This is a genomic window from Bacillus safensis (assembly GCF_039619585.1).
In the GTDB taxonomy this organism is placed as follows: Bacteria; Bacillota; Bacilli; order Bacillales; family Bacillaceae; genus Bacillus; species Bacillus safensis.
In genome coordinates this window covers 1,793,567-1,818,062 of sequence record NZ_CP154909.1, presented here as the reverse complement: position 1 = coordinate 1,818,062, position 24,496 = coordinate 1,793,567, and the positions used below count along the sequence as shown (strand labels likewise).

Genomic DNA, 24,496 nt, shown 5'->3' with positions numbered 1-24,496 from the left:
ATACGCAAAGTGGGACATATGTCCTTTTCAACATCAGGGCATCTATCTTTTAATGGAACTAGACTGAAAAAGAAGGAGCATTTGAACGAATGAAAGGTGTTATTTTCGCTTTATTAGGAGGCGCTTGTATTACACTGCAAGGCGTAGCAAACGCAAGGATCAGCCAGGATATCGGCACATGGCAGGCGGCAACCATCACGCAGCTGACCGGCTTTATGATCGCACTGATCATTTTACTGATCGTACGTGACGGACACTTCAGGGAATATCGAAAGGTGAAGCCACTGTATTTAATTGGAGGCGCATTTGCAGCCATTATTATTTTCAATGAAGTGACTGCGATTCAAATGATCGGTGTCACACTGACCATCGCTGCTTTACTCATTGCTCAGCTTGCTTTCACCTTTGCAATCGATGCAAAAGGATGGTTTGGTGTACAGAAGAAGAAAATGAAATGGCAGCATTATGCAGGAATTCTATTGATGATCGCAGGCGTAATCATTTTAAAGCTATAAAGGAGGGCGTCAGATGGAGGAGCTTCATGATGAATCTCTATTTTCCACTTATCTCAAGGCACATGAATTAGAAAACGTCTTTCATCAGAAACTCATATCACACGTCAGCTTATGGCGCTATGAGCAAGGTGAGCTGATTTGTTCAAAGGGAGATCAGAGGGAGCACTTGTACTTGTTAGTAAAAGGAAAATTAAAGATTTTCACCACCACAAAAGAAGGAAAGACCTTCATTCTTTGTTTTAAACATCCTCTTGAAGCGATTGGAGATATTGAATACGTTCAGCAGACTGATATGGTCAATACAGTGGAGGCTGTCACAGAAGTACATATGCTAAGGATTTCTCATCAAGCGCTCATGCGCCATGCGAAGGATGACCCCCGCGTGTTAACCTTTTTACTAAAGGGCATCACAAACAAATTTTATACGAAATCAAACGATTTGAGCTTCCACCTTTTATACCCTGTAGAGGTCAGACTCGCAAGCTACTTATTGTCTGTGTTAACAGGGGATAACAGCGCGAGCGCACTGCGTCTTACTGATGCGGCGAGCTTAATTGGTACAAGCTACCGTCATATTAACCGGGTGATTCAGCAATTTTGTGAAAAAGGGCTGATAGAGAGGCGAAGAGGGAAGATTACGATTCTTGACCGGGAAGGACTCTTAGAAATAGCGGAGCGAAACATTTATGAATAGAAGAAATGAAGGGATTCAGACATGATCATAGGAATAGGATTAGCCATCACGGCTGGCGCACTCGTCAGCTTACAAACCATTTTTAACAGTAAGGTCAATGAGCAGACAGGCTCTTGGTCAACGACCACTCTCGTTCTAGGTATGGGCTTTATTGCTTCACTTTTGATGGGTCTTTTGCTAGAAGGAACCGGCATGTTTCAATTAAGACATATGGAAGCGTGGTACTGGATGAGCGGAGCCATTGGAGTAGGGGTGGTCATCTGCCTCGTTCAAAGTATCAAACGTCTTGGTCCGACTTATGGAATCTCGATTGTCCTGATTTCACAGCTCGGTTCTGCGCTTTTGTTCGATTCGCTTGGCTGGCTTGGGTTAGAGAAAGTGGAATTTTCTCCCGCAAAACTATTAGGTGTCATTGTAATTGTTGCGGGGATCCTAGTGTTTAAATTGACCAAATTGGAGTCAGCAGAAGAGGATCAATCAGAAGAAAAAGGGCTGCCACAAGAGTAAGCTGCCCTTTAGATCAACCGCCGCCATAGAACAGTTATCGCGGATAAACCATTTAAAAGGAGCCTTTTCATCAAAGGCTTTTTTTTCTGCCCATAGGACTCCGCTTTATAGGCTGCTTTGTCCTTCGCGACAAGTATACTATAGGAAATTTTACGTTCTATTGCCTGAGTAAGTGATAGCGCAAACGGGGCACTATCAATGACCAAAATTGACTCTGTATTTAAAAAACTAGACCTCGCATCTAAATTATATGTGCCAATAATACTTAAATAATCATCAATGACCATTGATTTCGCATGAATGGAATACGGACCTTCATATTCGTACAAATGAACGCCTGTTTTCATCAGTTCCTTTTTCGTGCTTAAGTAACCTGCAAAAGCTAACGGATTTGGCGTCGCTGTGAGAGAATTCGTGACAACTGTCGTTTGAATCCCGCTGGCTAAGGGAGTGAGGCCGTCTTTCATGGGTCGTGTCGGGATGACATAAGGCGTCTGTATGAGCACAGAACGCTTTGCCCGGTGAGCTAGATCGTTTAGTTTTTTGAGCACAAGAGGACGCTTATTGAAGCGCTCCACAGGATTTGTAAAAAATGCAATCTGCTTTACTGAGGTGCCATCTGCTGCCCAATTAAAGGACGACATCACAAAAGGTTCTTTCGCATGCACTGCCTCCTGATAGGATCTAAGCAGTTTCTTTCTTAGTTTTAAGCCTTTCTTTGCTTTTTGTTTAGAGAACACTGCTTTTGTTCTTTTCGTAAAGTCATGATTCCATAAATAAACGAAGTATTGCTCCATTTCATCTAATACTTTTCCTTTTTTGTCGTTATAAAGCAGCACATCGCGGTCAAATGCAAAATCTTTAGGGGGCTGATCTGCAAAGTATTTATCACCGATATTTCTTCCGCCCATCACAGCCACTCGGCCATCTGCCAGCAGCAGCTTATCATGAAGGCGGTTATGCCACGTCCATGGCTTAAATAACCGAAAGGGCTCATAAAAACGAATGGCCATGTTCGGGTGATTTGCCACGGCATATCGTAAATCTTTTAGCGGTCCACGCAAACTGTGGCAGATGCCGTCTAAAAGCAGCTGAACTTTCACCCCTCGATCAGCAGCTTCAATTAAAGCACCTAGTACCCATTCGGCTGTTTTTCCCTTTTGAATGGAATAATAACTAAGGCGGATCATCCTCTTTGACTCACGAATCATTTGGATTCTGACCTGACCAGACTCAAATCCATCGTCAAGAAGCATCACTTGATTTGTGCCCTGATCGTCTCCTGAGATCGAAGAGGCTTTATAGATACAATGTTCTTTGCATGTTTTTTGGATCGGTAAATAAAACAAAACAAATGCGGTCAAAAAGACATAAACGACATAGAGAAGGATCAGAAAAAACAAAAGATGAAGCATACGGATCAGCTCCTTTCACATAGACACAACTTTTCCTTAGTTTATGTCAAAAATAAAATTTCACTCATTTTCGCCTTTTATCTAAATACATGACAAAAGAATCATCTTGTTTTTATTGGGCATTTAATTATAGTATGAAATGAATAAGGGGGAATCGAATTGAATGAATCATTATTTAACATCCCAAGTGATGTATATCAAACATTAAGTGAAACAGAACGATATTTACTCAATTATATTCACCAGCATTTAGAGGATATCTCCACCTTATCCATTGTCACTTTAAGCGAAAGAGCCAATGTATCAACGGCCACGATTGTCAGACTGATGAAAAAAATTGGCTATAACGGCTATACATCCTTTAAATATCGATTGAAACAAGAAAAGAAAATGACAGATGCAAGCGACCAGCTCAAAAATATTGATGAAGACATCAAACTAGCAATTCGGAAAAATGAAGAAGAGGTTTTAAAAACGATACAGCTGCAAAGTATTGGACAAATTGAAGATGCCGTTCAAAAAATACATAATGCAGACAAAATTTATATTTTCGGTAGGGGCTTCTCAGAGATGATCGCCAAAGAGATGACCATCAAATTACAGCTCATCGGGAAAACATGTGAAGTACACGACGATCCGAATATCATTCGGCTGAAATCGCGAGACATTGATAAAAGTGAGCTTGCCATCTTTGTTTCATTAAATGGCGAAACAGCTGAGCTTGTTGAAGCGTGTCAAAACCTCAGCATGAAGCAAGTCACAACTATTACGCTTACGACAAGAATAGATTCTACATTAAGCAAAATATCAGATATGACACTAGTCGGATATAAAGGGGAACAATCTTTCTTCCCAGATTATGAAGTCAGATCCCGCCTGTCTCTTCATGTCATTGCCCGCATTTTACTTGATGCTTATGTGATCCGAATGAAATAACCAATAAGAAAGCCTTCGAGACTTTGATCTGGAAGGCTTTTTCTCATGAAAACCTTTACACATTCTGAAAACATTTTCACTGAATCGTATGAGATACTTTCTTTAGAGAAAAGAAAGAAGGTGAAACCAATTGATTTATACCTGCACCTTAAATCCTGCTATTGACCTATATATTGCATTAAAAGAAATGCGGGCAAATGCAGTCAATCGCACAGAAGATGAAGATTATCAGCCGAATGGAAAAGGCGTGAACGTGTCAATTATGCTAAAGAAATATGGCTTCACCAGCACTGCATTAGGATTTATTGCTGGGTTTTCAGGCTCTTATATTGAACAATCTTTAAAGGATCTCTCCATTCAGACCGATTTTATCTCGGTTGAAGGAATCACACGAATTAATGTTTTTATCAATACGACAGAAGAATACAAGCTCGTGAATCAGGGCCCTGCAATTGAAGAAAAAGCGCTTCACGCCTTTCGTGAGAAAATTGCGGCTATCCCGCAGGGAGGCATCCTCATCATGTCAGGCAGTCTGCCAAAAGGCGTTCCTGCCAGCATTTTTTCAGAAGTAGCAGCTATTTGCCATCAACAGAAGGTCAAGTTCATTTTAGACACAAGCTCAGCAGCAGTTCTTGAGACGCTTCAATACAAGCCGTATTTACTAAAACCGAATGAAGAAGAAATTGCTGCTTTTTTCGGCAAAACACATCCTTTGTCAGAAATAGAACTCATTCAATCAGGAGAGAAACTCATTGAGATGGGTGCAGAACAAGTGCTTATTTCCCGAGGCGAGGAAGGAGCTTTATTCATTACGAAGGACGCAGTGTTTAAAGGAAACGCACCAACAGGCACTGTCGTAAACACAGCTTGTTCTGGAGATGCGATGCTCGCAGCTTTTCTTAGTAAACATCTTGAAGGACATTCACCTGAAGAATGCTTACGCTACGGCATTGCAACGGGGGCCTCTACTGCGTTTTCGAAAGGCTTAAGTGATTTACATGATATTGATTCATTGATTGAGCAAGTACACATTCAGAAGATCTAAGGGGGAATAACACATGAGCCGTAAAAAAATTGTCGCTGCAACCGGCTGTCCAACAGGCATTGCACACACATTCATGGCAGCTGAAGCATTAAAAATCGCTGCTGAGCAGCTAGGGGTCGACATTAAAGTCGAAACGCATGGTCAAGTAGGAATTGAAAACGCTTTAACTGATCAAGACATTATGGAAGCAGATGGGGTCATTGTGGCAGCTGACAAAGATGTAAATACAGATCGTTTTCACGGCAAACCACTGATTGAAGTGCCTGTAGCCAAAGGCATTCGCACGCCGGCTGAGCTGATCCAGAGCATTATAAATGAAGATGCTCCCGTTCATCAAGTGAAAGGAAGAGCTTCTGGAACAGAAAAACCATCTGCTCCTTCATCCTCTCAACAAAAGTCGGCAAATAAATGGATACACACCATCTATAAGCACTTAATGAATGGTGTATCACACATGCTGCCATTTGTCGTTGGAGGCGGGGTCTTAATTGCCCTTTCTTTCTTATTTGGTATCTACTCTGCTGATCCTAAGCACGAAACGTATCATCCGTTTGCTGCCTATTTGAAAAGCATTGGCGGACTTGGCTTCAGCTTAATGGTGCCAATTTTAGCAGCATTTATTGCTGATTCAATCGCAAGACGCCCAGGGATGGTCGTTGGATTTATAGGGGGTCTCCTTGCAAATGATGGAGGTGCTGGTTTCTTAGGCGGTATTATCGCAGGTTTTGCAGCAGGATATATCATTTTATTGCTTCAATTCTTGCTTCAAAAATTACCAGCATCACTTGATGGATTAAAATCGATCTTCATCTATCCTGTCATCGGTATTTTCTTAATCGGGGCTGTCATGACCCCGCTGTTAGTTCCAATCACAGGGCTAAATAATTCCTTAATGGATTTTCTCTCATCTGTACAATCCACAAACCCTCTGCTTTTAGGCTTAATTGTTGGAGCGATGTGTGGATTTGATATGGGAGGACCTTTTAACAAAGCAGCCTATGTCACAGGAACGGCTTTACTTGCAGAAGGTAACCTTTACTTCATGGCAGGTGTGTCAGCAGCATGTATCACACCACCGCTTATCATTGCGATTGCTACAACGATTTTCCGAAAACATTTCACGCCACAAGAACGAAATGCAGGGGCAATCAACTATATTCTGGGGGCGACACATATTACAGAAGGAGCCATCCCATTTGCGGCAAAAAACCCGGTCGTTGTCCTGCCAATTATCATGTTTGGCTCGGCTATCTCTGCTATATTGACGTATCTCTTTGGCGTACAGGTTCCAGCTCCGCATGGCGGGTTCCTTGTCCTCCCAGTTGTCACAGGTGCATTCCAATGGGTGCTTTCCATACTAATCGGCTCACTAGTAGGTGCGATTCTCTACGGACTTTACCGTAAAAAAATAGACAACCCCGCAGTTTAAAACGGAGGAGGAGAAATGATGGAACATATCTATATGAATCTTCACGAAACAGCTTCTTCACAGGCTGGCGTGTTCGCAGCCATTGCTGACATTGCCTACAAAGCAGGTATTTGCACCTCACCAGAGGATGTCAAAAAAGGTTTAGCGGAAAGGGAAGCACTTAGTACAACCGGATTTCAAGATGGATTTGCCATTCCGCATACACAAACAGAAGCCATCACGAAACCAGCACTTGTGATCGTCCGCACGGAAACAGGAATTGAATGGGACGCTTTTGATGGGAAGCCTTGCTTTTTCTTCCTATCCTTACTGATCCCTAAAAGTGAAGCAGGGACGACTCATTTAAAAGCTCTTTCAGCCCTTTCACGAGGCTTAATGGATGAAACGAAACGTCAAAAACTGCTGGAAACAAGAACAAATGAAGACATGCTTGCTGTATTAGAAACGGATATTTTAACTAGAGAGGATGTTTGATCATGCCTTTACTTTCAACAACACCAATGCTTGAGGCTGCGAAAAAAGAAAAATACGGAATTGTGGCATTCAATGTACACTCCTTTGACAGTATCTATTGGGTGCTCGAAACTGCTGTAGAATTAAAGTCACCTGTGATTTTGCAAACAACGGTTGGAACGGTTCAATCTCTTGGAGCAAAAGCGATTGCAGATACAGTGAAGGCGGCGGCTGATCAATATCAAATCCCAATCGGTCTTCACCTGGATCACTGCACAGACTTTGATGTGATTCTCACCTGTATCAGGGCTGGATATACATCCGTTATGATCGATGCATCTATGCACTCATATGAAGAAAATGTACGCCGCACAAAAGAAGTCGTAGATCTTGCCTTAAAAGTCGGTGTAAATGTCGAAGCAGAGCTAGGCAAGGTAGGCGGCGTAGAAGATGATATCGTCGTCGACGAAAAGGATGCTGAAAAAGCCGTTCCATCAGAATGCCGCCAATTTGTAGAAGAAACTGGGGTGCCTACTTTAGCGCCTGCGATTGGTACTGCCCATGGCATTTATAAAGGGGTGCCGGATATTGACTTTGCCCGCATTGAACAAATTGCAGCGCTGGTCGATGTACCACTTGTCCTGCACGGTGGTTCCGCTGTACCAGATGAGGATGTCAAGCGATGCGTTGCACTTGGTATGGCAAAGGTGAATGTCTCAACTGAACTGAAAAATGCATATTCCGAGGCGATACGTGATCATTTCTCAAACGAACCTGAAAGCTTAGATCCGCGTATGTATTTACAAAAAGCAAAACAAGCAGCAAAAGACATGGTCCAATCGAAAATACGAATCGTTGGCAGTGAGGGCAAAGCCCATCCGTTATATCAATAAGAAAAAAAGCAGAGCTGCTATCGCTCTGCTTTTTCCCTTTATTCGTTTTCCTTCATTTCATTAGATGTGCGTACCCGTGCATTTCCCATAAATACGACCGTAATCGCCGCAAGTGCAATCGGGAATAATGCAAGCAAAAATACGTACGTAATACTTTGTGACATCGCATCGATGACTTTATTTAAAATATCAGGCGGAATTTGTGAGCGGGCACCTTCTTGGAAAATAGCCTGTGGATCGCCTACTTGAGAAGGGGCTCCTTTCATTCCGCTAAAGGCATCAGCTAAACGATTTGTCAGCACATTGGTTTGAATCGTCCCGAAAATCGTTACACCGAGCGTCATTCCAAGTGATCTCATAAATGAATTGGTCGAGTTTGCACTGCCTCGGTAGCGCGGCTCAAGATCATTCATTGAAGCTGACGGCAGAAGGGAGAAGCTGAACCCGACGCCAAAGCCTGATATCATCATAAAGAGTGTGAGCCACAGTCTTGCTGTATCTGGTGACATATTGGCAAGCAGCAGCATCCCAGCGAAAAATGAAATGACAGAAATAGTCATAAGACGTCTGAAAGGCACTTTCGTCTGCATCGTTCCGCCAATCATACTGCCAATGACTGATCCAATCATCATCGGTGTTAAAATGAACCCTGCACTTGTTGCAGATTCACCGTACACAGCCTGCACGAAAATAGGAATAAAGACAGCAAGAATAATAAATGTCCCGCCATATAAAAACGCCAAAATTTGAGATGTTGCAAATAATCGATTTTTAAACATCCAAAATGAGATAATCGGCTCCTCAGCCTTACGCTCAACAATAAAGAAGATCGTACCGAACACAAGAAACACAGCAAAAAGTGTGAGGATTTGCACCGAATCCCAAGCATAAGATTTACCGCCAAGCTCAAGCGCGAACATTAAGCTGACAACCGCAACGACAAGTGTAATAGCACCTGACCAGTCGATTTTCTGCTTACGATGTTCAAGCGATTCCTGATAGTATCTGGCGATCAAGAAGACACTGACAATACCAATTGGCACATTAATATAGAAAACCCAATGCCAGCCGATCGAATCCGTAATAATAGCACCTAAAAGCGGTCCGAGTACACTTGATAAACCAAAGACTGCTCCAAACATACCAGACATTTTTCCGCGCTTTTCAGGCGGGAAGATGTCAAAGATAATCGTAAATGCGATTGGAAGAAGTGCACCGCCCCCAAGCCCTTGAATGGCTCGGTAAATAATGAGCTGATCCATCGTTTGCGCGATACCGCACAGCGCTGATCCAATTAAAAAGAAAATAAGTCCAAACAGAAAAAAACGCTTTCGACCATACATATCAGAAAGCTTTCCGTAAATCGGCATTCCCGCCATCACTGCCACCATATAAGAAGCCGTCACCCAAGCAAATTTATCAAAACTGCCTAAATCTGCTACGATGCTTCCCATTGCTGTTGCAACAATGGTATTGTCCATCGCTGCCATAAAAATCCCTAACAGCAAACCGATGACAACAAAGCGAGTGGATGCCTTGCCTTTATCCACATGATTCATTTCATTTACCTCCTGCTTACGTTCTCTCATTATTTTTGCTATGATCAACTTAACCATAAAGTAAGAGAACATTTATCTTGATGATCAAGATAAATTGATTTTAAAGGGAGGAGAACAAGTTGTCAATAAAGAACGAGGCTGAAGACAGAGCAGCCCAGATCATCCATACAATGAGGCGCCTCGCCACACGAACCGTCTTGTTCCACCAAGCGGCCGCTCAATCGCTCGGCCTTTTTCCAACAGATCTCAAATCCGCCGATCTATTAAACGAACTCGGCCCCCTCACAGCGGGGGAATTAAGTGAAAAAACAGGCCTTAGCTCAGGTGCAGTCACAGCTCTCATTGACCGCCTTGTCAAAGCGGGCTACGCCAAAAGAGAAAAGGACTCAAAAGACAAACGAAGAGTCATCATCGTTCCTCTAACAGCGGGGAAATCACAGGTAAAAGAACTCTTTCGATCCTTATCAACATCAACGAAGGAACTCACAAATGAATACAAACCTGAAGAATTAGATTTAATTATTCAATTTATAACTGAAGCAGCAGATATCATGGAGCAAGAGCTGCAATTGCTGAAGTCTAAATCGTAAAAAGTACACTGATGCGGGTGTGCTTTTTCTAAGTGCATTCCTAATTCATGTAGGGATTGCCTCGACTAGTGACATCTTCCTTACCATGGAAGTGCTCTATAACAATTTTATAATGAAGTAGCTTAAAAAAATATTTATTTAAAAGATGTTCTAAATATCGCATCATAATTATTACTGACAAAAGTGGAGCTAAAGTATTCTATTGAAACATTGTCCACTTATATAATAAGTACTGTTTTTTGTATCAATATTCCTATTTAATGACAAAATTTTTATTGGTAAAATTGACCTTGTCAATGAATAGGAAGGAGTGAATTCTTCTGGGTAAGATACTTGATGCAAAAGCACTAACCAGTGCCATGGACACAAGGGCAAAACACTATCAGGAACTCCGCGAACAAATGGTAGATTTAAAAAAGGCATTACAAGGTGTTGCCAACCTCGGTGATGATTTCACTGGGAAAGGAGCCGATAATATTAAAAGTTTCTATAAAGAGCTCGCTGGAAATGTAGACATGTTTATCAGCTTCATTGATAAGCAAAAAGCCTTTCATGAAGGTGTTTCTGGAACACTGGATGATACGAGTTTTGGCGGCGATACCTTTGTAGAAGAACACTTTTTAGACAACGCAGTACATATAGGCATCAAAAACGCCAAAAGCATTGTAAAGGATCAAAAAAAGGCACTCAAAACGATTTTTCAAGACATTGATGACCTCATTTCCCTAGAGGTATTTGATAGCCAAACCTTTGATGAAAAAATAGAAGATGCGGAAGATGATCGAAAAAAGACGGTCAAAGAACTGAGAGAGCTTGATCAAAATTTAAAAGATGAATATGCTTTGTCAGAGACGGAGCAGCAAGCTACAATGGCATTGTACGCTGAAATGATGAATGCGACAAATGACGGAAAAGCGATTTCGCCTATGAATTTTGATAAGAAAGCGTATCAAAATAGCGAAATCTACAAGGCAAAGAGCGATATTGAGAAGCAAACTGCTGAATATCTGAAAATCAAAAAAGAACAAGAAGAAGCCCGCAAGATCGCAAAGGAACAAGAAGCCCTCGCCAACCGCCCTTGGTATGAAAAAGCCCTCGATTATGGTGGAAACATCGTGAATGAACTGACCGGCGTGAACGATGCAAAACGTGCCGCAACGGGCGTTGATCCAATCACAGGCGAGGAACTCACCGCAGGACAGCGAGTCGCGGCAGGCGGCATGGCAGCCGCAGGCTACATCCCAATCGTCGGCTGGGCAGGCCGCATTTTCAAAGGCGGAAAAGCTGTCTATAAAACGACCCAAGCCACATCAGCCGCGGTCAGGGCAGTCGACATTTACAAGACATCACAAAAATCCTTTGACGCCCTGAAAACATCGCAAAAAGGCTTATATGGTCTCACCGCCACCAACGGTTTCAGCGAAGCGATCACAGGCCGAGACATGTTTGGAAATAAGATCTCGAAAGAACAGCAGGAAGCGAGTATGAACGCGGCGCTTGGAATGCTTTTGCCGATCGGGTCGAAGAGGTTTCATGGGAAGATGGGGATTAGGGGTATAGATGATGCTTCTTTAACCAACAAAAGTAATTTATATAGAGGGGATAGTTTACTACACTCTCCAACTAGACCAAATGGAATTGGTAAACCTCATATATCAAGTTCAGGTGATTTAGTACCAGCTAGTAAAGAAGGTTTATATAAAGGACGAGAAGTGACTGTTACAGAGCATATACTTGGAGGTTATAGAAAAGGAGCTAAATCTAATAGCCCTTATACTAGTTTTACAAATAACAAAAATGTTATTGGAAATTATGGAGAAAATGCAATTGAACTAAACATATCAGCTTTAAGGAAAGATATACAGTCTGGAAAGCTAAAAGGTGTTGTTATACTTTCTCCAAAACAAATTCAAAAGTTGATTGAAAGAGATGTTACTTGTTCTGATTTTTGGAAGAAAAGAGCGATTAATTGGACTAAAAGGGATAATGAGTATTTGATTAAAGGGGAAGTTCCAAGCCAATATATTAAGGTTTCACCTAAGGAGTGAGAATTGTGAAATTATACTTTCTAAACGAGTTTTTAGGAGATATACGCGATATTAATGTTGATGGTATGTGGGTTAATGGTGAGATTATCCCTTCAAATAATATAGACAAATTTAATGATTTTTTCGCAGCACTTGTTGATGAAGAAAATGATTTTGTAGAAACAAATTTTAATGAAGAATGGTTAGAGGATAACAATTGGTACATTATTGATGATGAAAATAAAAGAAGGGGGATATATATACCTGCAGTTTATCCTGATAGGGAAATTAGCTGGCGGTGGAGATGATTTACAGAATTTATAGATTATATAAAACCTTGATGGGCTAATGCTTCAAGGTTTTTGGTGTTTATTGGACTCTGGACTCCTATCCGAGAAAAAACCGACCAAAAGGAGAATGGGGATCTTTTTTCCTGTGTGGGTCATCGTATGATAGAGACAAGCAAAACTAGGCACTCACAGCTTTTATGGTGAGTGTTTTTTTGAATGAGGGATACTTCACATCATTTTCTTTGAATATAGGTCTGAAAAAAGTATAGATGTTAAACAGTGCAATAGCCAAGCCATTTTAACGGCGAACTTCTTCATAAGAAAATAAAGTTGGTACAATAAACAGAAAAACATCCTCTAATAATGCATAGAGAATGCTGCTCTGTTTAGAAGGGGGAAATAATTTTAATTTATTTGTTTCATCAGATTCACAAATTCGAGTTCAATATTCCCCTTTAATTTTAAAAAATGACCCACGAATCGTTCCAGCTAGTTTAGACTTCTGCCTAGCAAATTTAAATTTCCCTTCTAATTCCTTTGGTACTTCCATCCCTTCAGAAAGCTTAAAACCAACAGCACGTTTTTTTGGGTCATCGACTGTATACAGGACGTTAATTGCAAGACCATCCTCATAAAAGACGTAGGTCCATTTGATATTTTCCACTTGAAAACTTGCCGTTTCTAAAGGTTTGGCTGCAAACTCTAGTTCACGTTCTTCTTTTAACACTCGGTTCACATAATCAAGGGTATCCTGACTTTCGCTGGCAGGTAATACTGTAAATTCATGCTTATATTTGTTCATAAAGTAACGAGCCTCATTCGCTCGTAAGCCAGCAAGTGCGTCTGCTACAGGTGAAGACTCTAAACCAATCGTAGACACATTTTTAAAATCAACGATATAGGCCATTTCTATCCCTCCATATCCTTCTTATTTTCGTACAACAGGAATCCACATCTCACCAAGTAATAAGCCGTTTCGCTGCCCCATCTCTACCACTGCATTTGGTCCACCAACATAAGCGAAATTCTTTGCTTCAGGCAAGACTTGACCAAATGCAGTGCCAGTAAGCGTTTGATGCAAATCATCAGCGGTTTTAGCTTCCCCTTTAACGATTAAATATTCCCCTTTAGGAAATTGAATCACTCTGTCCGCTTCTGGTAACGATTCCTCTGTCATGACCCCGACATAATGCATCAGCTTGTTATTTACCGCTTCGTTTACGATAAAAATACAGTCATTTGAGGCAATGGCTTTTAAGGTGTCAAGCTTACCTTCTTGTGTGACTGCTTGCCAAAAGTCTGCTTTTTCCTTCGTTATGCCCGCATAGTCTGTGTAATGACTCTTAAGTTCAGTTCCAATACCTAACACGTGAAAGCTGTCTTTTTCTTCTAGTATATAATCTGCCATATTCAACACTTCCTTTTGAAAAATTGATCAAATGTTTTTTCTTTTCACTTGATAAATATATAATAGGCTTAAACCATGTCAAAAAATGATACTGTTTAGGGGGGCCAGATGAAAAAAGTTGAACGGATTAATACCATCATGCGGTATATCAACAACCGCGCCAACTTTACAATTTCTGAAATCATGAGAGAATTTAATATCTCTCGTTCGACAGCAATTAGAGACATCAGAGAAATTGAAGCTATGGGGATGCCGCTTGTCGCAGAAGTCGGAAGGGACGGGGGATATTTTGTGATGAACAACTCTGTCCTGCCAACTGTTCGTTTTACCGATAATGAGATTAAAGCTCTTTTTATTGCCTTTATGGCTACGAGAAACCAACAACTCCCTTATTTAAAGAGTCGTCAGTCTTTAGCTGAAAAATTACTAGGACTCATCTCAGAAACCCAGCAAGATGACCTTGTTCTTTTAAATCGCCTCTTACTATTTGAAGGGACTAATCCGAATAATCCTGATCTGCTTGATTTGACAGATCTCCCTCATCCCATGTTAGAAAAATTAATCCAACTGCTTATTTTGGATCGATATTTACTGATTACCATAAGAGAGGAGAACGTGATAAAGTCCTATCCTATTTACCTCTTGAATCTTTATCGTGAAAAAAGCCTGTGGCTGATTGAAGGCTTTGATTTAAAGGAGGAGAAGAAACGGATTTTGCCTGTCGACCATCTCACAGATGTAGAACCATGCTCTACAAATATTCGATTAAGCAGGAAAAAGATTTTAGAAAAACTAAGTAAACAGGAAGAAGTAATTAACCTTGTCCTTGAACTTGGTCCAAAGGCAATTGCACAGTTCAAAAAATACCATCCTTTCAAAATGTCAATTTCTTATACGAATCCTTACCAAACTACAGCCATTTTAAAGACTTTTATCGATGTTAATCATACAGAAGAAATAACCGAAATAACAAATTGGCTATTTTTCCTAGGCGATGATATCAAGGTCAGGGAAATGCCTGTAGAAATCTTGGAAGGTTTACAAGAGAGACTCCTCCTATATTGTCCATAATCAATGCTGGTTAGACCTCACAGCGATTCCTATGAATTTTGACAAGAAGGTAGTTAAATAAATACATTTAGATAAAGGGGTTCATTTTATTGAATTCTTATGATGAAGATCTAATAAAGGATTTGGAATTAAAAGACCTACTTAAATATGTCAAAGTACATGAAAATCCAGAAATTTATTTAGATTTAATAGAACAAAAATTTGATTTTACTGGTTCAAAAATAAATTGGTTACAAACCAATAAACACCATAGTAAGAGCTCAAATAATGAATCGTTACTTTCTGATGCTCTTCTATTTATAACTGAATTAAAAGAAAAATATTTAGCTAATGACTTACAAGTAATTTACATAGGGGATAACCTTACAGAGTTTGGGTACCAGTTTGAATTAAAACATTCAAAAGAGTTACTAGTCTATTTTTTAGATATCCCACAGCACCACTACTTTATATCGTTAGAAGGTGATTGGTGTATTTGTATTTCATTTGAAAACTATTTGGATTTCGGATTTAGTTTAAACAAAAAATAATTTTAAGCTTCACATATAGGAAAAATAAAAGATGATAAGAAGTGAAAAAACCTTGACTGGCTTTATACCATTCTAGGTTTTTTGCTTTTATTGGTCCTTAAACAACTAAAAGAAGACAAAGGACTCTTTATATACAAGCCTGAAAGCACACTCAATTGGTGTGTTTTTCTTATGAAAAGAGCACACAATCGCTGCACAGCACGTGCTGAAGACATTTGGGCTTCTTTGATGCATGTGAGTTGATTAGACTTATAACCAAAGGGAAGAAGGGAGGAATTCCAACTGTACTTAACCAAAAGGGGCACGACGTTACTATCTATGCTGCTTCATACGACATCTTATCTATCAATAGAAGATTTACAGAATCGAATGAATGTCTCGACTCGAACCGTTTACGCTGAAATCAAACGAATGAACAGCTGGCTGGAAACTCATCAGCTTAGTGGTGTGCAGCGAAAAGGCCAACTTGGCTATTATTTAAACCCTCATGAAAAAGAAGTCATTATTCAAAAAGCTGATACCATTCTTATTGGTCACGATTATGAACCATGTGTAAAGGAACGAAGGGCCATTTTGCTTTTATCCATTGCATGCAGCCAGCATTGCCTAAGAATTGATGATTTTATGAAGATGACAAAGGTGAGCCGAAATACATTGCTCGAGGATATGAAACAGCTAAAAGAAGCGCTTTTAAAGCAGGAGATCACACTCCGCTATCAGGCAGCAAGCGGCTATGTCATTTCAGGAGACGAAAGGGCCATTCGATTGGCACTCAAACCTTATATACATTTCATTCGCACCATGATAAAAAACGAAAAAACGTTTCCGTCGTTTTGGTTAAAGGGACCTATTTCATCCAAACGGGTACACCATCTCCTCCAGCAGTCAGAACAAGAACTTAAGCTTGAATTTGCAGATGAGATGCTGGAACAGCTCTCTTTGGATCTCTTTTTCTACTTCAAGCGGATGAAGCTGGGGCATGCTGTACACATTTCAAACGAAGAAAAGCGAACATTGCAGGAAACAGAGGAATGCTTGGCTGCTATTCGTTTCATGGCGCAGATTCAAAAAGAGGCCAGTCTCATTGTTCATGATGATGAGATCTATTTTCTTAGCACCTTATGGCTCAGTGCCAAAAAACAAAAACTTCCATCAATTAAAAAACCAGAAGAACATCTCATTCGCACGATCGCCAGACAAATGATATTTGACTTTCAGAGATATGCTTGTATTACCTTTCAAGAACCAAAAGCATTGGAGCAAAACTTAACAATGCATTTAATTCCAGCTTATTACAGGCTCATCTATCACATTGGTATCATCAATGAATTGACGGATTCTATAAAAAAGGCACAGCCAGAAGTGTTTGAAATCACTCAAAAAGTTGCTTGTCATTTAGAAAAGGCGGTCTGTTCAAAGTTGAGTGACCATGAAATTGCATATCTCGCCATGCATTTTGGCAGCTGGATGAGAAGAGAAGGAATTTCATCCATTGTCAGGCGTTCTGTATACATTGTCTGCGGAGAAGGAATCGGCACAAGTAACATGCTGAAAACTCAGCTTCTCGAATTAATCGGCTACATTGAAGTACGCGGACTGTTATCAAAGCGTGCATATGAAGAATTAACAGCCGTTGATGCAGATTTCGTTGTGTCCACAACACCTATTTCGTTTAAAGGAAAACCAGTTCATCTCGTTCATCCTATTTTAACTGCCTATGAGAAAAAAACATTACTTCAATACGGGAAAGGCTCAGAAACGAAGATTGAAGAGGGGCATGTAAACGCTTTATTTAACATCATTCAGCAGCATACCATCGTACAAAATAAACAAGCACTGCTTCATGATATTCAGGAGCTGCTTTATCCCACATATGTATCCTATCAGAAAGGGTGGAATCCAGTGTTAAATGATTTATTAACAGAACAAACCATCAAGCTCCACCAAACAGCAGACACATGGCAAGAGGCGATTACAAAAGCGGCGCAGCCTTTACTTGATCAACATGCTATTAAACCAAGTTATGTAGAAGCCATGATACAGTCTGTTCATCAAAATGGTCCTTATATTGTCATTGCACCACAAGTGGCCATTCCACATGCAAGGCCCGAGGACGGCGTGAACAAATTGAGCATGACACTCATGTCATTCAAACAGCCCATTTCGTTTTCAAAGGATGGAAAAAAACAGGTGCGGCTCGTCATAGTGCTAGCGGCTATTGACAGCATGAGCCACCTGAAAGCACTCAAACAGCTGACCATGCTGTTAAGTGAAGAGAAACAGACGAAACAATTGATTGAAGCAGAAGATTTAGCATCGGTTCAAAAACTAATTGATCAATTTTCACAAGTATAAAGGAGGAAAAAGAAAATGAAAAAAATTCTTGTTGTATGTGGAAACGGGTTAGGAAGCAGCTTTATTGTAGAAATGAATGTCAAAAAAGCATTAGAAGAATTAGGTCTTAAAGCTGAAGTGGATCATACCGATCTCAGTACAAGTAAAAATGAACAAGCAGACCTTTATATCGGAGCAGCTGATATTATTGACCAGCTGAATGACGGCACAAGAAATGTGGCTGGCTTAAACAATTTGTTAGACCAGGAAGCCATTAAAGACGTCCTTCGTCAACATATTTAAGTCATGAAAAAGGGGGATTCACATCATGATAGAACTGATCATGAACGATATATTGGGCACACCTGCCATTCTCATCGGTTTGTTTGCACTAGCCGGTTTACTTTTACAGAAAAAATCAGCTGCAGACACTGTGTCAGGCACCTTGAAAACAACCATGGGTTTCTTAATATTAGGGGCGGGCGCTACAGTCGTCTCTGATTCACTCGGGGTTTTTCGAAAGATGTTTGAAGCAGCCTTTCACATTCAAGGGGTTGTCCCAAATACAGATGCTATGGCCGCCATTGCTCAAAAGGAATTCGGTACACAGACAGCACTTATCATGATTTTTGGTATGCTGGTCAATTTGTTACTTGCAAGATTCACACCCTTTAAATACATCTTTTTGACTGGTCACCACACGTTGTATATGGCGGCTATGCTCGCCGTCGTTCTCTCGACAGCCGGCCTGCACGGATGGCTGCTCATCTCTACTGGCTCAATGATATTAGGTGCAGCTATGGTCATTGCACCCGCAATCCTTCAGCCGTTTACGAGGAAAGTCACCGGAAGCAATGATCTCGCGCTCGGACACTTCAGTACTTTCGGGTATTTTACTGCGGGAATGATCGGCAAATGGGTTGGTTCTCCTGAAAAATCAACGGAAACCATTCAAGTGCCTAAATCACTCGGTTTTCTAAGAGATACATCTGTTGCCATTTCGATTACGATGGCTTTACTGTTCTTTGCAATTGCACCGTTTGCAGGAATTCCTTATATAGAACAAATTAGCGGGGGCACGAACTTCGCTGTCTTCATTCTCATTCAGGCGATTACGTTTGCTGCTGGTGTGTACATTATTTTAGCAGGGGTACGGATGGCCATTGGCGAGATCGTGCCTGCATTTAAAGGGATTGCCGATCGATTCGTGAAGGGGGCAAAGCCGGCACTTGATGCGCCAACCGTTTTTCCATTTGCGCCAAATGCGGTCATTATCGGTTTTTTATGCAGCTTTGCAGGAGGCATCGTATCCATTTTTCTTTTACCTTTGTTTGGTTTAACTGTCATTGTCCCTGGTCTTGTCCCGCACTTTTTTTGCGGTGCTACAGCAGGCGTGTATGGCAATGCAACAGGAGGGGTTAGAGGGGCTGTCGCTGGGGCCTTTGTAAATGGATTGCTTCTTTCCTTTTTACCTGCTTGTTTATTACCTGTGTTAGGAACCCTTGGCTTTGAAGGGACAACGTTTGGAGATACAGACTTTGGTATCATCGGAATCTTGATTGGATTGATCAAGTTTTTATTTCAACTGTAAAAAGGAGGAGCCTGAGAATGACAGCCGTTTTTTCACCTTCACTGATGTGCATGGATCTAACGCATTTCCGTGAACAAATTCATCTTCTCAACACGAGAGCAGACCGGTACCATGTCGACGTGATGGATGGGCATTATGTGAAGAATATTACGTTATCACCCTTTTTCATTGAACAGCTTCGGAAACTGACAAATTTACCGATTGATGTTCATCTAATGGCCGAACATCCGCAGGAATTTTTAATCGATGCATGTATTGATGCAGGCGCAACGATGATTTGTTTACACCCAGAAGTCGTGCAAAAAGATGCCTTTCGAATCATACGCCATATTCACCAAAGAAAATGTGAGGTTGGCTTTGTTCTAAATCCCGCCACACCTGTTGCAGCATTAGATTCCTTTATTCATTTAATAGACAGAGTGACGATCATGACGATCGATCCAGGCTTTGCCGGACAGCCTTTTATTAAAGAAATGCTTCAGAAAATTAAACAGGTGAAAGATATCAAAAAACACGAAGGATACTCGTTTTCAATTGAAGTAGATGGCTCTTGTAATGAGAGCACGTTCCGGCTGCTTGCTGAGGCTGGAAATGAGATCTACATCATCGGCACCTCAGGTTTATTTGGACTTCATAAAGAACTCGACACTGCTTGGGAAAGAATGAAGCAAATATTTGCAAAAGAAACAGCCTCAATCGAATCACGTTAGAAAAAGAGAGGATGAAAACCATCCTCTTTTTTTACGCAAATTTTACTAAAACACAATTCATTCACCAAAACTTACCCAAAAACAAAATAAAAATCAAAAATTCATAATTGAAAGCGCTTTATTTATGTGTTATCCTTCAAATATCTTTAGTAAATATTTAGTCAAATAACGATGAGGAGTTTGCCTATGACCACACTCAAAGATATTGCTCATGATGCAAAAGTGTCCGTTTCCACTGTATCCCGTGTGTTAAATGGCGATCAAACGCTTGCCGTTTCACACGCAACGAGACAAAACATCCTCGACATTGCTAAGAAGTTAAACTATACCCCAGTGAGAGCAAGAAAAGCCGATCAAGCAGAAGAAAAAAGCCCATCTGAATCCCCAGTCATCGGTGTCGTTGTCGCTCAATCCATTGACGAAGAATTAAATGATCCCTTTTTTTCATCGATTCGAAAAGGAATTGAAAAAGAATATGCCAAACAAGGCCTGTCCACTCTCCATACCTTTCGCCTAAGAAGCATGGATAAAGGGGCGATGCTAAAGGATATTGACGGCTTGATCGTCATTGGACGAATCAGCCCCGATACGGTTGAAAAAATGACAAATCGAATGGAACACATTGTTTTTATCAATCATTATGCGGATGAAGATCTGTATGATTGTGTACATGTGGATTTTGTCAGAGCGGCAGATCGCGCCATTCGTCATCTGCAATCTCTCGGCTATACACATCTAGGCTATATTGGCGGGAAAGAGCGGGAGCATTATTTTGAAGGTAATGCTGTGATTGAGGACGAAAGACAAACGACGTTTATGAAAAGAATGCAGGAGGCGGGCGCTCTTCATATGGAAGACATCCACATTGGTGAATACTCCATGCAAGAAGGCTATACGCTTATGCAGCAAGCGATCAAAAAGGGAAAACTGCCGCAAGCCTTTTTCATTGGAAGTGACTCTATGGCAATCGGCGCAATGCGCGCTCTGCATGAAGCCGGTCTACACGTACCTTCAGATGTATCCATTGTTGGGTTTAATGACATTGAAGCCGCGTCATTTTCAAGCCCGCCGCTTACGACCGTCAAAGTATATACAGAAGAAATGGGGGAAGTCGGTCTGAAGCTTTTGCTTGAGAGAATAAACGGAAGAAAACTTCCTCTGAAAGTCGTCGTGCCAACAACACTCATCGAGCGAGGCAGTACATGTCTCATCCATGAAAGGGGGTGAACCATAGATTTCAGAACACAAAAAAGAGACAAAAAAGCAGAAAGCAAGCTGCTTAGCATGATGGCCAGATCATGCTAAGAACAAGGCAGCCTGCCGGTATGCTCTCTTATCTCTTAGAAAAGAATAGAATTCCAGTATAATGGACTTCCTTTGTTTCCGCAACTGCATGAATTCTACCGATTATCGTCTGAATTTTCAGTGATTAAAAGGAGGAAACCATGAATAAAAAAATCATGCTGCTGACTGCAGCCATGTTCTTGACCATGATTTTGTCTGCTTGCGGTAATAACAGCTCATCTGAAGCAAATGGAAAGGTCACCTTGACGCTATTTTCAACGATGAGCAACAGCGGGGAAAGAAAAGCGTTTGAAGAAGTCATTCGCGAGTTTGAGAAGAAGCATGAGCAGATTCGAATCGATGCTAATTTCCCAGGCAACAGCTATGAAGATATGATCCGCGTCAAAATGGGAGCAAACGATATGCCAGACCTGTTTGATACACATGGCTGGGCCAAACTGCGCTATAGCGAGTATGTGGCTGATTTAAAAGAGATGGATTGGGTCAAACAGCTTGATCCTTCACTCGACCAGATTTTAAAAGACCAAGATGGGAAAGTGTACGCTTATCCGCTGAATCAAGCAAAAGACGGGCTTAGCTTTAATGCCAATCTATTAAAGGAATATGGCATAGAAGTGCCTAGAACACTTGATGAATTAAAATCTGCTTTGCTGACAGTGAAAGAAAAGAGCAAAGGAGATGTTGTGCCGCTCTGGATACCAGGAGGAGATAACTCAAATATTGCCCAAGTCTTTGATGAGCTGGCGACGCCTTTATTAATCACCGATCAAAAGCATCAATACGGAAAGGAACTTGAAAACGGATCATTTGATTGGTCTCTCTATACCCCGCTTGCACAATTCATGAAAGATCTGAAGGATCAAGACCTTTTAAACAAGGATGTCCTGACAGCGAAACTATCTCAAGCGCCTGAACTCATGGCGCAAAACAAAATCGCTTTCACCTTTGTCGGAGGATCCTTAGGACCTGAAGCAACAGAGCTGAATTCATCGATCAAAGTAGGCACGATGCCTGTTCCAGCCATTCATAAAGCAGATGAACAAAGCTGGATTGGCGGAGAACGTTTTACTGTTGCTGCTTGGAAAGGCTCTAAGCATCTAAAAGAAGCAAAACAATTCATCGATTTTTTAGCAAAACCTGAAAACGCAAAAAAAATCGCAGAGGGCACATCCTCTGAAACAGCTCTAAAACAAGTGAAAGCGAAAAATTATTACTCTACATTTTACGATCAATACAAACAGGTGAAGATTGAACCGTATTTCGATCGAAAATACTTACCAAGCGGAATGTGGGCGGTCATGGCAACAACCGGTCAAGAATTATTAGCAGGCTCGATCACACCAGAACAGTTATCAAAGAAAATGGAAGAGGAATATAAGCGTTTGAAAAAACAATAGCCGATGGATGCTGAAAACAGGAGTGAAGCCAATGAATAACATCACAAAAGCAAAGCAGCCAGCCGCATTCACCTCTTTACCAAAACAAAAGATGCAAAAACGCCAGAATTCCTCACTTTGGTGGATGTACATGCCAGCTGTTCTCGTCGTCAGTACCTTTATCATTTATCCTTTTTTGAACGGCATTCAGCTTTCTTTTACGAATTGGAACGGTTTCTCACAAACTTATCAATGGATTGGTCTTGAGCAATATGAGCGGCTGCTTCAGGATCAAGCGACATGGCTTGTTGTCAAAAACACGCTTCTCTATGGAATTGGGAGCACCATCTTGCAAAATATCATCGGACTTGGATATGCTCTTTTATTAAATCAAAGCTTAAAGATGAAAGCCATCACAAGAACGGTCATCTATTTACCTGTCATGATCAGCCCGATTGCGATGGGCTATATTTGGTATTTTGTGTTTGCTTACCAAGGCGGTGCCTTAAATGATGTGGTGACGCTTTTTGGATTCGATCACATAAATGCGCTCGGCAATCCGGAATTCAACACATGGATCATTGTGCTTGTCAACACATATCAATTTGTGGGGATTGCGATGATCATTTATTTAGCAGGACTTCAAAGTATTCCTAAGGATTATTATGAAGCGGCGCAATTAGACGGCGCATCGAGCTTCCAGCAATTCAGGCGGATTACATTGCCACTGCTTATGCCGTCGATCACCATTAATGTTGTGCTGAATGTCATTGGCGGGCTCAAGCTCTTTGATGTCATTGTGGCACTCACGGGCGGCGGACCTGGAGATTCCTCGCAATCCATGTCGACCTTTATGTATGATCTGTATTTCAAACGTCAGGATGCAGGCTATGCAGCGACGCAAGGGGTGTTCATGGCGGTCATCATCCTTGTCATTAGTGTCGCAGCGCTGATTTATTTCAAACGAAAGGAGACCGAGGTGTGATGGATAACGCCTATAAACGCAAGAAAAGATGGTACTCCGTCCTCGCACTATTGATCACATTGCTGCACCTCATTCCATTTTATATTTTGGTGACAACATCATTAAAGGGGATAGGAGATTTCAGTTCAAAATGGCTGTTTCCGAAAGCACTGCATCTTGAAAACTTCCGCACAGCATGGACAGAGGCTCAGCTTGGCCAGTCCTTTTTGAATACAGTGATCATTACGTTCAGTTCCGCTGTATTGCTCATTATCTTTGGATCTCTTGCAGCCTATCCGCTTGCAAGAAGGAACACAAAGCTGAATAAAGCAGTCTATGTTTTATTTATTGCCATTATGGTCATTCCACCGCTTACAGCCCTTGTCCCGCTCTATAAAATGGTCGTTCAAATCGGGATGATGAATACCTATCAAATTGCTATTTTAAATAATGTGGCTGCTTTTTTGCCGCTGACAATTTTCTTATACGCAGGCTTTATCCGGTCGACAATTCCAAAGGAGCTTGAAGAAGCTGCTCGTATTGATGGAGCAGGGACACTCAGAGTTTTTTTCACAGTCGTTTTTCCGCTTTTGAAGCCCATTACCGCTTCTGTATTAATCATTGCCTGCGTGTATATTTGGAACGACTATCAATTTGCTATCTTCTTTTTGCAAGATAAAGAGATGCATACACTCACAGTCGCCTTATCCCATTTTTTTGGTCAAAATCAGCATCAGCTTCAGCTCGTTGGGGCAGCTGCACTCATTGCGATGCTGCCAATGGTCACGATGTTTTTACTTTTGCAAAAATATTTTATCGCAGGGCTTTCACAAGGCTCTGTCAAAGGCTAGCCC

Annotated in this window: 25 protein-coding genes; 21 read left to right on the top strand and 4 right to left on the bottom strand. The window is 41.1% G+C overall.

Annotation, left to right across the window (positions count from 1 at the left end; translation table 11 throughout):
• Positions 1-89 precede the first annotated feature (89 nt).
• The 3 genes from AAYR28_RS09230 to AAYR28_RS09220 are packed head-to-tail and all read left to right on the top strand — an operon-like array spanning position 90 to position 1,716.
• A complete protein-coding gene (locus tag AAYR28_RS09230) occupies positions 90-515 on the top strand; it encodes a DMT family transporter (protein ID WP_098677255.1) in 426 nt (141 codons plus the stop codon).
• A 13-nt stretch (positions 516-528) separates the two neighbouring features.
• Positions 529-1,209, top strand: a complete 681-nt coding sequence (locus AAYR28_RS09225) for a Crp/Fnr family transcriptional regulator (protein WP_098677256.1) — start codon at positions 529-531, stop codon at positions 1,207-1,209.
• Between the two features lie 21 nt (positions 1,210-1,230).
• The gene (locus AAYR28_RS09220) at positions 1,231-1,716 is read left to right on the top strand and encodes a DMT family transporter (RefSeq protein WP_034284003.1); all 486 of its coding nucleotides are present in this window, start codon (positions 1,231-1,233) and stop codon (positions 1,714-1,716) included.
• A gap of 8 nt (positions 1,717-1,724) precedes the next feature.
• Here AAYR28_RS09220 and AAYR28_RS09215 read toward each other — a convergent pair whose 3' ends face one another.
• Positions 1,725-3,131 carry a phospholipase D family protein gene (locus AAYR28_RS09215; protein ID WP_345808978.1) on the bottom strand — a complete coding sequence of 469 codons (1,407 nt, stop codon included), beginning with the start codon at positions 3,129-3,131 and terminating at the stop codon, positions 1,725-1,727.
• Between the two features lie 159 nt (positions 3,132-3,290).
• On the opposite strand from AAYR28_RS09215, the gene AAYR28_RS09210 reads away from it, so the two are divergent.
• The 5 genes from AAYR28_RS09210 to AAYR28_RS09190 all read left to right on the top strand — a co-directional run bounded on the left by AAYR28_RS09210 (position 3,291) and on the right by AAYR28_RS09190 (position 7,887).
• A complete protein-coding gene (locus tag AAYR28_RS09210; protein ID WP_034284000.1) occupies positions 3,291-4,067 on the top strand; it encodes a MurR/RpiR family transcriptional regulator in 777 nt (258 codons plus the stop codon).
• 130 nt (positions 4,068-4,197) lie between these two features.
• A complete protein-coding gene (gene pfkB, locus AAYR28_RS09205) occupies positions 4,198-5,112 on the top strand; it encodes a 1-phosphofructokinase (protein WP_326136331.1) in 915 nt (304 codons plus the stop codon).
• A gap of 13 nt (positions 5,113-5,125) precedes the next feature.
• The gene (locus AAYR28_RS09200; RefSeq protein ID WP_120206919.1) at positions 5,126-6,541 is read left to right on the top strand and encodes a PTS fructose transporter subunit IIC; all 1,416 of its coding nucleotides are present in this window, start codon (positions 5,126-5,128) and stop codon (positions 6,539-6,541) included.
• Positions 6,542-6,556: 15 nt separating this feature from the next.
• Complete coding sequence (locus AAYR28_RS09195) at positions 6,557-7,015, top strand: PTS sugar transporter subunit IIA (RefSeq protein ID WP_024427781.1); 459 nt, start codon at positions 6,557-6,559, stop codon at positions 7,013-7,015.
• Between the two features lie 2 nt (positions 7,016-7,017).
• Positions 7,018-7,887: a class II fructose-bisphosphate aldolase gene (locus tag AAYR28_RS09190; protein WP_120206921.1), complete on the top strand. Its 870-nt coding sequence runs from the start codon at positions 7,018-7,020 to the stop codon at positions 7,885-7,887.
• Positions 7,888-7,925: 38 nt separating this feature from the next.
• Here AAYR28_RS09190 and AAYR28_RS09185 read toward each other — a convergent pair whose 3' ends face one another.
• Positions 7,926-9,446 (bottom strand): MDR family MFS transporter, encoded by a 1,521-nt coding sequence (locus tag AAYR28_RS09185; protein ID WP_041117607.1) that lies wholly within the window; start codon positions 9,444-9,446, stop codon positions 7,926-7,928.
• A 170-nt stretch (positions 9,447-9,616) separates the two neighbouring features.
• On the opposite strand from AAYR28_RS09185, the gene AAYR28_RS09180 reads away from it, so the two are divergent.
• The 3 genes from AAYR28_RS09180 (at position 9,617) to AAYR28_RS09170 (ending at position 12,371) form a co-directional block, all read left to right on the top strand.
• Complete coding sequence (locus tag AAYR28_RS09180; RefSeq protein ID WP_259455875.1) at positions 9,617-10,036, top strand: MarR family winged helix-turn-helix transcriptional regulator; 420 nt, start codon at positions 9,617-9,619, stop codon at positions 10,034-10,036.
• Positions 10,037-10,356: 320 nt separating this feature from the next.
• Complete coding sequence (locus tag AAYR28_RS09175) at positions 10,357-12,084, top strand: ribonuclease YeeF family protein (protein ID WP_345808986.1); 1,728 nt, start codon at positions 10,357-10,359, stop codon at positions 12,082-12,084.
• A 5-nt stretch (positions 12,085-12,089) separates the two neighbouring features.
• Positions 12,090-12,371, top strand: a complete 282-nt coding sequence (locus AAYR28_RS09170) for a hypothetical protein (protein WP_101677119.1) — start codon at positions 12,090-12,092, stop codon at positions 12,369-12,371.
• 424 nt (positions 12,372-12,795) lie between these two features.
• Here the strand turns inward: AAYR28_RS09170 and AAYR28_RS09165 are convergent, their stop codons facing one another.
• Together AAYR28_RS09165 and AAYR28_RS09160 are read right to left on the bottom strand one after the other, a co-directional pair.
• A complete protein-coding gene (locus AAYR28_RS09165) occupies positions 12,796-13,260 on the bottom strand; it encodes a phage tail protein (protein WP_120206933.1) in 465 nt (154 codons plus the stop codon).
• A gap of 21 nt (positions 13,261-13,281) precedes the next feature.
• Positions 13,282-13,761: a GyrI-like domain-containing protein gene (locus AAYR28_RS09160; protein ID WP_120206934.1), complete on the bottom strand. Its 480-nt coding sequence runs from the start codon at positions 13,759-13,761 to the stop codon at positions 13,282-13,284.
• A 108-nt stretch (positions 13,762-13,869) separates the two neighbouring features.
• On the opposite strand from AAYR28_RS09160, the gene AAYR28_RS09155 reads away from it, so the two are divergent.
• The 10 genes from AAYR28_RS09155 to AAYR28_RS09110 all read left to right on the top strand — a co-directional run bounded on the left by AAYR28_RS09155 (position 13,870) and on the right by AAYR28_RS09110 (position 24,493).
• Complete coding sequence (locus AAYR28_RS09155) at positions 13,870-14,832, top strand: helix-turn-helix transcriptional regulator (RefSeq protein WP_111927456.1); 963 nt, start codon at positions 13,870-13,872, stop codon at positions 14,830-14,832.
• Positions 14,833-14,921: 89 nt separating this feature from the next.
• The gene (locus AAYR28_RS09150; protein WP_120206936.1) at positions 14,922-15,362 is read left to right on the top strand and encodes a rhs-associated protein; all 441 of its coding nucleotides are present in this window, start codon (positions 14,922-14,924) and stop codon (positions 15,360-15,362) included.
• Positions 15,363-15,644: 282 nt separating this feature from the next.
• Positions 15,645-17,717 carry a BglG family transcription antiterminator gene (locus AAYR28_RS09145; RefSeq protein WP_120206938.1) on the top strand — a complete coding sequence of 691 codons (2,073 nt, stop codon included), beginning with the start codon at positions 15,645-15,647 and terminating at the stop codon, positions 17,715-17,717.
• Between the two features lie 15 nt (positions 17,718-17,732).
• Positions 17,733-17,999, top strand: coding sequence for a PTS sugar transporter subunit IIB (locus AAYR28_RS09140; RefSeq protein WP_024425192.1), 267 nt, complete (start codon positions 17,733-17,735; stop codon positions 17,997-17,999).
• A gap of 25 nt (positions 18,000-18,024) precedes the next feature.
• Positions 18,025-19,287 carry a PTS ascorbate transporter subunit IIC gene (locus AAYR28_RS09135; protein WP_101677124.1) on the top strand — a complete coding sequence of 421 codons (1,263 nt, stop codon included), beginning with the start codon at positions 18,025-18,027 and terminating at the stop codon, positions 19,285-19,287.
• Between the two features lie 17 nt (positions 19,288-19,304).
• Positions 19,305-19,997, top strand: a complete 693-nt coding sequence (gene alsE, locus AAYR28_RS09130; protein WP_034283513.1) for a D-allulose 6-phosphate 3-epimerase — start codon at positions 19,305-19,307, stop codon at positions 19,995-19,997.
• A 186-nt stretch (positions 19,998-20,183) separates the two neighbouring features.
• On the top strand, positions 20,184-21,224 hold the full coding sequence (locus tag AAYR28_RS09125; protein WP_025093198.1) for a LacI family DNA-binding transcriptional regulator: 1,041 nt from the start codon (positions 20,184-20,186) through the stop codon (positions 21,222-21,224).
• A gap of 218 nt (positions 21,225-21,442) precedes the next feature.
• Positions 21,443-22,699, top strand: a complete 1,257-nt coding sequence (locus tag AAYR28_RS09120; RefSeq protein ID WP_120206940.1) for an ABC transporter substrate-binding protein — start codon at positions 21,443-21,445, stop codon at positions 22,697-22,699.
• 31 nt (positions 22,700-22,730) lie between these two features.
• Entirely contained in the window at positions 22,731-23,663 is a 933-nt protein-coding gene (locus AAYR28_RS09115; RefSeq protein WP_120207546.1) for a carbohydrate ABC transporter permease, read from the top strand.
• Positions 23,663-24,493 carry a carbohydrate ABC transporter permease gene (locus AAYR28_RS09110; RefSeq protein WP_024425187.1) on the top strand — a complete coding sequence of 277 codons (831 nt, stop codon included), beginning with the start codon at positions 23,663-23,665 and terminating at the stop codon, positions 24,491-24,493. Before AAYR28_RS09115 ends, AAYR28_RS09110 begins: the two co-directional genes overlap by 1 nt.
• The last annotated feature ends 3 nt before the right edge of the window (positions 24,494-24,496 follow it).